We start from the raw sequence: 8,303 nt of genomic DNA, 5'->3' as shown, positions 1-8,303 counted from the left end.
GTGGTGGGGCAAAGACCTTTTGGTTACTTTTGGGGCGTTTGCCAAAAGTGACCCGCTGTAAGAGCGGAACCATAAGTGGCCGTTACCGAAGAAACGGATATGTACTCAGCCAGACTGAACATATCTCATCCCCCCAACCCACCACGCAACTATTGGTTACAAGTTGGTGATAACCTCACCGTTCCCCCACCCAGACCCGTCTCCCCGATGCCCAGTGAACCCGCGCTGCTGTTACGTCACCACCGCCCTTTCATCGCGTTCTGGCTGGCGCGGATCTTCACCGCCAGCGGTTTCCAGATGCTCACCGTGGCCATCGGCTGGAACCTCTACCAACTGACCGGCAACGTGCTGGACCTGGGTTTGGTCGGCCTGGTGGAGTTCGTACCGCGGGTGCTGTTCATGCTGCACACCGGCCATGTGGCCGACCGCTATGAACGGCGCAAGGTCGCAGCCATCTGCCAGACCGTTCAAGCGTTGATCGCGCTATCCCTGGCAATCGGCGGACTGACCGGCAATGTCACCCGCGAGATGATTTTCATCCTGGCGTTCCTGCTGGGCGCGGCGCGTTCGTTTGAAATGCCCACCACCCAGGCCCTGCTGCCGAGCATCGTGCCCACTGCACTGTTTCCCCGCGCCGTGGCGTCGTCGCAGTCGGCGCAGCAATTGGCCACCATCGTGGCGCCGGCGCTGGGCGGTCTGCTGTACGCCTTTGGCAGTGTCTGGGTCTACGGCCCCACGGTGGTGCTGTACCTGATCGCCTGCGTGCTGACCCTCAACCTGCCCGCGCGCCAGACGCCGCTGAACAAGGCCAAGGCGACCATGGATTCGTTGCTGGCCGGGATTCGTTTTATCCGCAGTCGGCCGGACATCCTCGGCGCGATTTCCCTGGACCTGTTCGCCGTATTGCTGGGCGGCGCCACGGCCTTGCTGCCGGTGTTCGCCAAGGACATTTTACTGACCGGGCCGTGGGGCCTTGGGCTGCTGCGCTCGGCGCCAGCGGTCGGGGCGTTGTTGATGTCGTTGTGGCTGGCGCGGTTTGCCGTCGACCGGCATGTGGGGCGGATCATGTTTACGGCGGTCGGGGTGTTTGGCGTAGCCACCATCGCGTTCGGCCTGTCGACCTCGTTCTGGTTCTCCCTGGCGGTGCTGGTGGTATTGGGCGCAGCGGACATGATCAGCATGGTGATCCGCGCCTCGTTCGTGCAACTGGAAACCCCGGACGAAATGCGCGGCCGGGTCAGCGCGGTCAACGGGCTGTTTATCGGCGCGTCGAATCAGTTGGGCGAGTTCGAGTCCGGGATCACCGCCCACTGGTTCGGCACCGTGCCCGCCGTGGTCATGGGCGGCATCGGCACGCTGGTGGTGACCGGGGTCTGGATCAAACTGTTCCCGACCCTGGCCAACCGCGACCGCATGCATGTGCCGGTGGAAGAACCCGCCAAGGTTTAGAAGACCTTGTCGAGGGTGACGGGAAAGTCCCGCACCCGCTTGCCGGTGGCGTGATACACCGCGTTGGCCACCGCCGCCGCAACCCCGACTATCCCGATCTCGCCGACGCCCTTGGAACCAAGGGCGTTGACGATCTCGTCGTGTTCTTCGACAAACAGCACATCTATCTCGCCGATATCCGCGTTTACCGGAATGTGGTATTCGGCCAGGCTGTGGTTCATGGAGCGACCCAATGCGTGATCGACCTGGGTCTCCTCATGCAACGCCATGCCGATGCCCCAGACCACACCGCCGAGAATCTGGCTACGGGCCATCTTCGGATTGACCACCCGCCCGGCCGCAATCGCACTGACCACCCGGCTGACCTTGATGGTGCCCAGGTCCTCATCCACCCGCACTTCGACAAACACCGCCGAATGCGTGGCAGAGGCATAGCCTTCGCGCTGTTTGCCCGGCTCGCAATCCACCTGCACTTCCAGCGCCTGCTCGCCGCTGTCTTGCACCAATTGCGCCAGGGAGATGCGCTGGTCACCGGCGTGCAGCTGGCCATTCTCAAACCGCGCCGACTCAGCGTCTTTGAACGCCGGGTACGTCTTGCGCGCAATGTCCAACAGCTTGGCGTTCAACGCTTCACAGGCCTGTTGCACCGCGCTGCCCACCGACGACACGGTAAACGAGCCGCCCTGCAACGGCGCCGTCGGCAGCGATGAATCCCCCAGCAGGAACGTCACATCGCCTACCGGCACGCCGCTGGCCTGGGCGGCGATCTGCGCCATGACCGTGTAAGTGCCGGTGCCGATATCGGTGGTGGCACTGCTGACCGTGAGCTTGCCCAGGTGGTCGATCCGCGCCTTGGCGCTGGCTTTCATTTGCAGGGCCTCCCACACCCCGCCGGCCATGCCCCAACCAACCAGTTGGCGACCATCGCGCATGCTTCGCGGCTCCGGGTTGCGCTGGCTCCAGCCAAAACGCTCGGCACCTTCGCTGTAGCATTCGCGCAACGCTTTGCTGGACCAGGGCTTGTCTTCGTTCTGATTGCGCTCGGCATAGTTGATCAGCCGCAATTGCACCGGGTCGATGCCCAGGGCGCAGGCCAGTTCATCCATGGCGCATTCCAGGCCGATCACCCCCAGCGCTGCGCCGGGAGCGCGCATGTCCAGCGGTGTGAACACGTCCAGCGGCACCAGCTTGTAGGTCAGCAGCACGTTATCGCAGCGATAGAGCATGCCGCTCCATTCCACCACGTGTTCGCTGAAGTCCTCGAAGCGCGAGGTCTGGCCGATGGCGGTGTGGCCCAGGGCAAGCAAGCGGCCATTGGCGGCAGCACCCAGTTGCAGGCGCTGCAAGGTGCGCGGGCGATAACCGAAGGTGAACATCTGCTGGCGCGTGAGGGTGACGCGCACCGAACGCTTCAGGGCCAGCGATGCCATCACTGCCAGCGGCAACTGGTACTGCGGGCGCAGACCTGAACCAAAGGCGCCGCCGACGAACGCGGCGAAGATCCGCACCTGGCTTTTATCCAGGCCGGAGACTTTCTGCACATAGGCCTGGCAGTTCTGCGGGCCCTGGGTCTTGTCGTGGATATGCAGGGTGCCGTCCGGCTGATAAAGCACGGTGCTGGCGTGGGGTTCCATGGGGTTATGGTGTTCGATGGGCGTGCTGTAGTGCAGGTCCAGGCGGGTGGCGGCGCCGGCCCATTCGGCCTGGAAGTTGCCGCGCGGCTTGGGCGGTGTTTGCGGCGACGGGTGCGCCTGCTCTTGCAAGGCCAGCAGATCGGTCTCGGCAGGCTCGGCGGCGTATTCGATCTGCACCAGGGAACCGGCGTGGCGCGCCAGTTCCAGGTTATCGGCAATCACCAATGCCAACGGCTGGCCGCTGTAGAGCACACGGTCGTTGTACAGCGGGCGAAACGGCGAGCCGTCGGCAGCATCGGCATCCGCGTAGCTGTCGTCGTAGCTGGCCAGCTTCGGGCGGTTGAGGTGATCAAGCACCATCACCACACCGGGCAGCGCCAGGGCTTGGGACGCATCAATGCGGATGACCCGGCCCCTGGCGATGTTGCTCGACACCACGCTGCCGTGCAGCAAGCCATCCTCGGGAAACTCACCGGCATAGCGCGCTTGCCCGGTGACCTTGAGCAGACCGTCGACCCGGTCCAACGGTTTGCCGATTGCGCTCATGACGTGGCTCCTGCAACAGCGGCATCGCTCAGGGCGCGAATGATCGCGCGGCGTGCCAGTTTGATCTTGAAGCCGTTGTGCTCCAGCGGCTCGGCGTCCAGCAGCAGGGTTTCGGCGGCAGTGCTGAAGGTTTCGCGGCTGACGGACTGGCCGATCAGCGCGGCTTCCACCGCGCGATCACGCCATGGCTTGTGGGCGACGCCGCCCAGGGCCAGGCGGGCGTCGACGATCACATCGCCATCCAGCTCCAGCGCCGCCGCGACGGATACCAGGGCGAAGGCGTAGGAAGCCCGGTCACGGATTTTCAGATAGTGGCTGTGGGCAGCCAGGTGGTCGGCAGGCAACTCGATGGCGGTGATCAGTTCGTCGTCGGCCAACTGGTTATCCCGCTGGGGCGCATCGCCCGGCAGCCGGTGAAAGTCGGCGAACTCGATGACCCGCGCACCACCCCGGCCCTGCACATGCACCCGCGCATCCAGGGCGGCCAGGGCCACGCACATGTCAGAAGGATGGGTGGCAACGCACTGGTCACTGGCGCCGAGGATCGCGTGGATGCGGTTCAAACCGACCCGCGCCGGGCAACCGCTGCCGGGCTCGCGTTTGTTGCAGGGCACGGCAGCGTCATAGAAGTAGTAGCAACGGGTGCGTTGCAGCAGGTTGCCGCCGGTACTGGCCATATTGCGCAATTGCGGCGAGGCGCCGGCGAGGATGGCCTGGGACAGCAGCGGGTAGCGTTCTTCGATCAGCGGGTGCCAGGCCAGGTCGGCGTTGCTCACCAGGGCACCGATCATCAAGCCGCCCTCGGGAGTTTCTTCCACGTCGCGAAGTGGCAGCCCGGTGATATCAATCAGGTGCTCCGGGCGGCTGATGTTCTCTTTCATCAGGTCCAGCAGGTTGGTGCCACCGGCGATAAACCGCGACGCCGGGCTGACCAGGTGCACCGCCTCCTGCACGTCGGCCGGCTTGCTGTAATGGAAGGGATTCATTGCTCACCTCCCTGCACGCGGCACGCCGGCAAGGCTTCTTCGATGGCATCGCGGATGTTGTTGTAGGCGCCGCAGCGGCAAAGGTTGCCGCTCATCAGTTCCTGGATCTGCGCGGTGTCGTGGGCGCGGCCTTCACGGGCCAGGCCCACCGCCGAGCAGATTTGCCCCGGCGTGCAGTAGCCACACTGGAAGGCATCGTGCTTGATAAAGGCCTGTTGCATCGGGTGCAGGTCGTCGCCCGAGGCCAGGCCTTCGATGGTGATCAACTCGGCACCGTCGCACATCACCGCCAGGGTCAGGCAGGCGTTCACCCGCTTACCGTTGAGCAACACGGTGCAGGCACCGCACTGGCCGTGGTCGCAGCCCTTCTTGGTGCCCGTCAGGTCCAGTTGCTCGCGCAGCAGGTCCAGCAGGGTGGTCCAGGGCAATACATCCAGTTGAATGGGGTCCCGATTGAGGGTCAGGCGTATCGGATGACTGACGAACGGCTTGGCCGCCGCGCCATTGGGGGTTGCGCTCATAAACACCTCACGGATTGGTGTGCAATCGCGGCGTTCTGGGAAGTCGCCGTCTTAGCGGTACGACTTCCCGGGGTTATGAGCGTTCAAGGCAATTGATGGGTGGCGATCAGCGAATGCCGAGGGTGGTGACCAACTGGTTGCGCGGTGGGTTGATCGAGGTGTTGCTGTACTGGAACGTGCCGCCGGCTTCGACATTATCCAGCTGGAACGTATAGATGTAGCCCATCAACGTTCCCGCGCCACTGCATGGCTGGCTGATGGAACCCACCTGGCAGATGGCGGTGGTGCTGATACGGGGCACCGACGCGCCGTCGAAAAATGCCTGGGAGCTGTTGCCCAGGCCGACTTCCATCACGTACACCAGTGTCTGCCCGCGGTGCGTGCACATCTGGGTGCTGTCGGCCCGCTCGGGAATGGTTTCAGTGCACTTGGCCGACTGAACCTTGAATACCCGCACCTCGCTCAACGCCGGTGCAGGCGCGCCCCACGCCGGTGCCGCACCGAGCCACAGGCCGATGCAACCGAACAGAGCTAGACTCCAGGCGCTGGCTTTTTTCATGCTGTCGATGACCCTGTAATAAACGTCGGCGCAGTATGCCTCAAGGCCATGATCAAGCCTATGCGCCACTGGCCCTCGGCTGCTGGTATGATGCGCCGCTTTTTCCGATCCTCTCTGGAACCACAGGCGCTTGGCGCAGTTTGTGCTTTGACTTAGAGGTCAACAAATAACGACGCAAAATAGCGTCACAGGGAGCAGGCATGCTGGAAAAGCTGTTTCAACTCAAGGCACACAACACGAATGTGCGCACCGAGATTCTCGCGGGCGTCACCACCTTCCTGGCCATGGCCTACATCCTGTTCGTCAACCCGAGCATCCTCGGTGAGACCGGCATGGACAAGGGCGCGGTCTTTGTCGCGACCTGCCTCGCGGCGGCCATCGGTTCCACCGTGATGGGCCTGATCGCCAACTACCCGATTGCCCTGGCACCGGGTATGGGCCTCAACGCATTCTTCACCTACACCGTGGTCCTGCACATGGGCCACACCTGGCAAGTGGCGCTGGGTGCGGTGTTCATCTCGGCAGTGCTGTTCTTCCTGCTGTCGATCTTCCGCATCCGCGAATGGATCATCAACAGCATCCCGCTGCCCCTGCGCTCGGCGATTGCGGCGGGTATCGGCCTGTTCCTGGCGCTGATCGCCCTGCACAACGCCGGCATCGTGGTCAGCAACCCGGCCACCATGGTGGGCCTGGGCGACCTGAAACAACCCGCGCCGATCCTCGCCACCCTCGGCTTCGCGCTGATCGTTGCGCTGGAAGCCCTGAAAGTACGGGGCGCGGTATTGATCGGCATCCTGGTGGTGACCATCGCCTCCATCGTGCTGGGCTTCACCCCGTTCGGCGGCGTGATGTCGATGCCACCTTCGCTGGCCCCGACCTTCCTGCAACTGGACATCAAAGGCGCCCTGGACATCGGCCTGGTGAGCGTGATTTTCGCGTTCCTGTTCGTCGACCTGTTCGACAACTCCGGCACCCTGATCGGCGTCGCCAAGCGCGCGGGTCTCATGGGCAAGGACGGCCACATGCCGAAAATGGGCCGTGCGCTGATCGCTGACAGTACGGCGGCCATGGCCGGCTCGCTGCTGGGCACCTCGACCACCACCAGCTACATCGAATCGGCGGCGGGCGTGAGCGCCGGTGGCCGTACCGGTTTGACCGCCGTCGTGGTCGCGATCCTGTTCCTGCTGGCGCTGTTCTTCTCGCCACTGGCGGCCAGCGTTCCGGCCTTCGCCACCGCACCGGCGCTGCTGTTCGTCGCCGTGCTGATGACCTCGGGCCTGGCCGAAATCGACTGGGACGACATCACCGTCGCCGCACCGGTGGTGATCACCGCCCTGGCGATGCCATTCACTTATTCCATCGCCAACGGCATTGCCTTCGGTTTCATCGCCTGGACCGCCATCAAGCTGCTTTCGGGCCGCTACCGTGAGCTGAACCCGGCGCTGGTGATCCTGTCGATTCTGTTTGTGATCAAGCTGGGCTGGTTCAACGCATGACTTTTGACGCCGCAAGCTACACCGTTCAACTGGAAGAAAAGGTCACGCGCCTGCGTGACCTGCTGGCGCCGTTCGACGCGCCAGAGCCTCAGGTTTTCGACTCGCCGTTGCAGAACTTCCGCCTGCGGGCGGAGTTCCGCCTGTGGCGCGAAGAGGGTCAGCGCCACTACGCAATGTTCTCCCAGGAGGACAAGCGCACGCCGATCCTCATTGAAGAGTTTCCGATTGCCAGCCTGCGCATCAACCAGTTGATGCCGCAACTCAAGGCCGCCTGGCAAGCCAGCGCCGCCCTGAGCCACAAGCTGTTCCAGGTGGAGTTCCTCACCACCCTGGCCGGCGACGCGATGATTACCCTGTGCTATCACCGCCCGCTGGATGAGCATTGGCATACGGCGGCGAACAAGCTGGCGGCGGACCTGAACGTCAGCATCATCGGCCGCTCCAAGGGCAAGCGCGATGTGATCGGCCGCGATTACGTGGTCGAGAAACTCGACGTCGGCGGTCGCACCTTCAGCTATCGCCAGCCTGAAGGCGCGTTCACCCAGCCCAACGGCACGGTGAACCAGAAGATGCTCAACTGGGCATTCGAAGCCCTGGGCGATCGCAGTGATGACCTGCTGGAGCTGTACTGCGGCAACGGCAACTTCACCCTGCCCCTGGCCACTCGCGTGCGCAAAGTGCTGGCCACCGAGATCAGCAAGACTTCGGTGAACGCGGCGCTGAGCAACCTCGATGAAAACGCGGTGGATAACGTCACCCTGGTGCGTTTGTCTGCCGAAGAGCTGACCGAGGCCTTGAATGAAGTGCGGCCGTTCCGTCGCCTGCACGGCATCGACCTCAAGAGCTACGAGTTTGGCAGCGTGTTCGTCGACCCGCCGCGTGCCGGCATGGACCCGGACACCTGCGAGCTGACCCGGCGCTTCGAGAACATCCTGTACATCTCCTGCAACCCGGAGACGTTGGCGGCGAACATTGCGCAACTGCATGACACGCACCGGATTACCCAGTGCGCGATGTTTGACCAGTTCCCGTGGACGCACCACATGGAATCGGGTGTGTTACTGACCCGGCGTTAAATCCCCAGCACTGCAAAGATCAAAATGTGGGAGCCG

7 protein-coding genes are annotated in these 8,303 nt (G+C 63.5%); 3 read left to right on the top strand and 4 right to left on the bottom strand.

The genetic code is table 11. From position 1 onward, the window contains the following. The first annotated feature begins 207 nt into the window (after positions 1-207). Positions 208-1,449 (top strand): MFS transporter, encoded by a 1,242-nt coding sequence (locus tag AC3WKX_RS29985; RefSeq protein WP_063026986.1) that lies wholly within the window; start codon positions 208-210, stop codon positions 1,447-1,449. On the opposite strand, the gene AC3WKX_RS29980 is transcribed toward AC3WKX_RS29985, so the two are convergent. From AC3WKX_RS29980 to AC3WKX_RS29965, 4 genes are all read right to left on the bottom strand, one after another. Next, positions 1,446-3,629, bottom strand: coding sequence for a xanthine dehydrogenase family protein molybdopterin-binding subunit (locus AC3WKX_RS29980; RefSeq protein ID WP_102605486.1), 2,184 nt, complete (start codon positions 3,627-3,629; stop codon positions 1,446-1,448). The two genes, AC3WKX_RS29985 and AC3WKX_RS29980, sit on opposite strands and share 4 nt — an antisense overlap. Then, a complete protein-coding gene (locus AC3WKX_RS29975) occupies positions 3,626-4,615 on the bottom strand; it encodes an FAD binding domain-containing protein (RefSeq protein WP_008436634.1) in 990 nt (329 codons plus the stop codon). Before AC3WKX_RS29975 ends, AC3WKX_RS29980 begins: the two co-directional genes overlap by 4 nt. Next, the gene (locus tag AC3WKX_RS29970; RefSeq protein ID WP_102605485.1) at positions 4,612-5,136 is read right to left on the bottom strand and encodes a (2Fe-2S)-binding protein; all 525 of its coding nucleotides are present in this window, start codon (positions 5,134-5,136) and stop codon (positions 4,612-4,614) included. The genes AC3WKX_RS29975 and AC3WKX_RS29970 overlap by 4 nt, the downstream gene beginning before the upstream one ends. Before the next feature lie 106 nt (positions 5,137-5,242). Beyond that, on the bottom strand, positions 5,243-5,695 hold the full coding sequence (locus AC3WKX_RS29965; protein ID WP_102605484.1) for a DUF4879 domain-containing protein: 453 nt from the start codon (positions 5,693-5,695) through the stop codon (positions 5,243-5,245). Positions 5,696-5,895: 200 nt separating this feature from the next. Here AC3WKX_RS29965 and AC3WKX_RS29960 point away from each other — a divergent pair, with 200 nt between their 5' ends. Both AC3WKX_RS29960 and trmA read left to right on the top strand, forming a co-directional pair. Next, positions 5,896-7,191 (top strand): NCS2 family permease, encoded by a 1,296-nt coding sequence (locus AC3WKX_RS29960; RefSeq protein ID WP_003215557.1) that lies wholly within the window; start codon positions 5,896-5,898, stop codon positions 7,189-7,191. Continuing rightward, entirely contained in the window at positions 7,188-8,267 is a 1,080-nt protein-coding gene (gene trmA / locus AC3WKX_RS29955; RefSeq protein WP_102605483.1) for a tRNA (uridine(54)-C5)-methyltransferase TrmA, read from the top strand. The genes AC3WKX_RS29960 and trmA overlap by 4 nt, the downstream gene beginning before the upstream one ends. Positions 8,268-8,303: the final 36 nt, after the last annotated feature.

This window comes from Pseudomonas sp. GP01-A4 (assembly GCF_058780865.1).
Note: the sequence above shows the minus strand (reverse complement) of the source record. Positions and strands in the feature narration are given on the sequence as shown.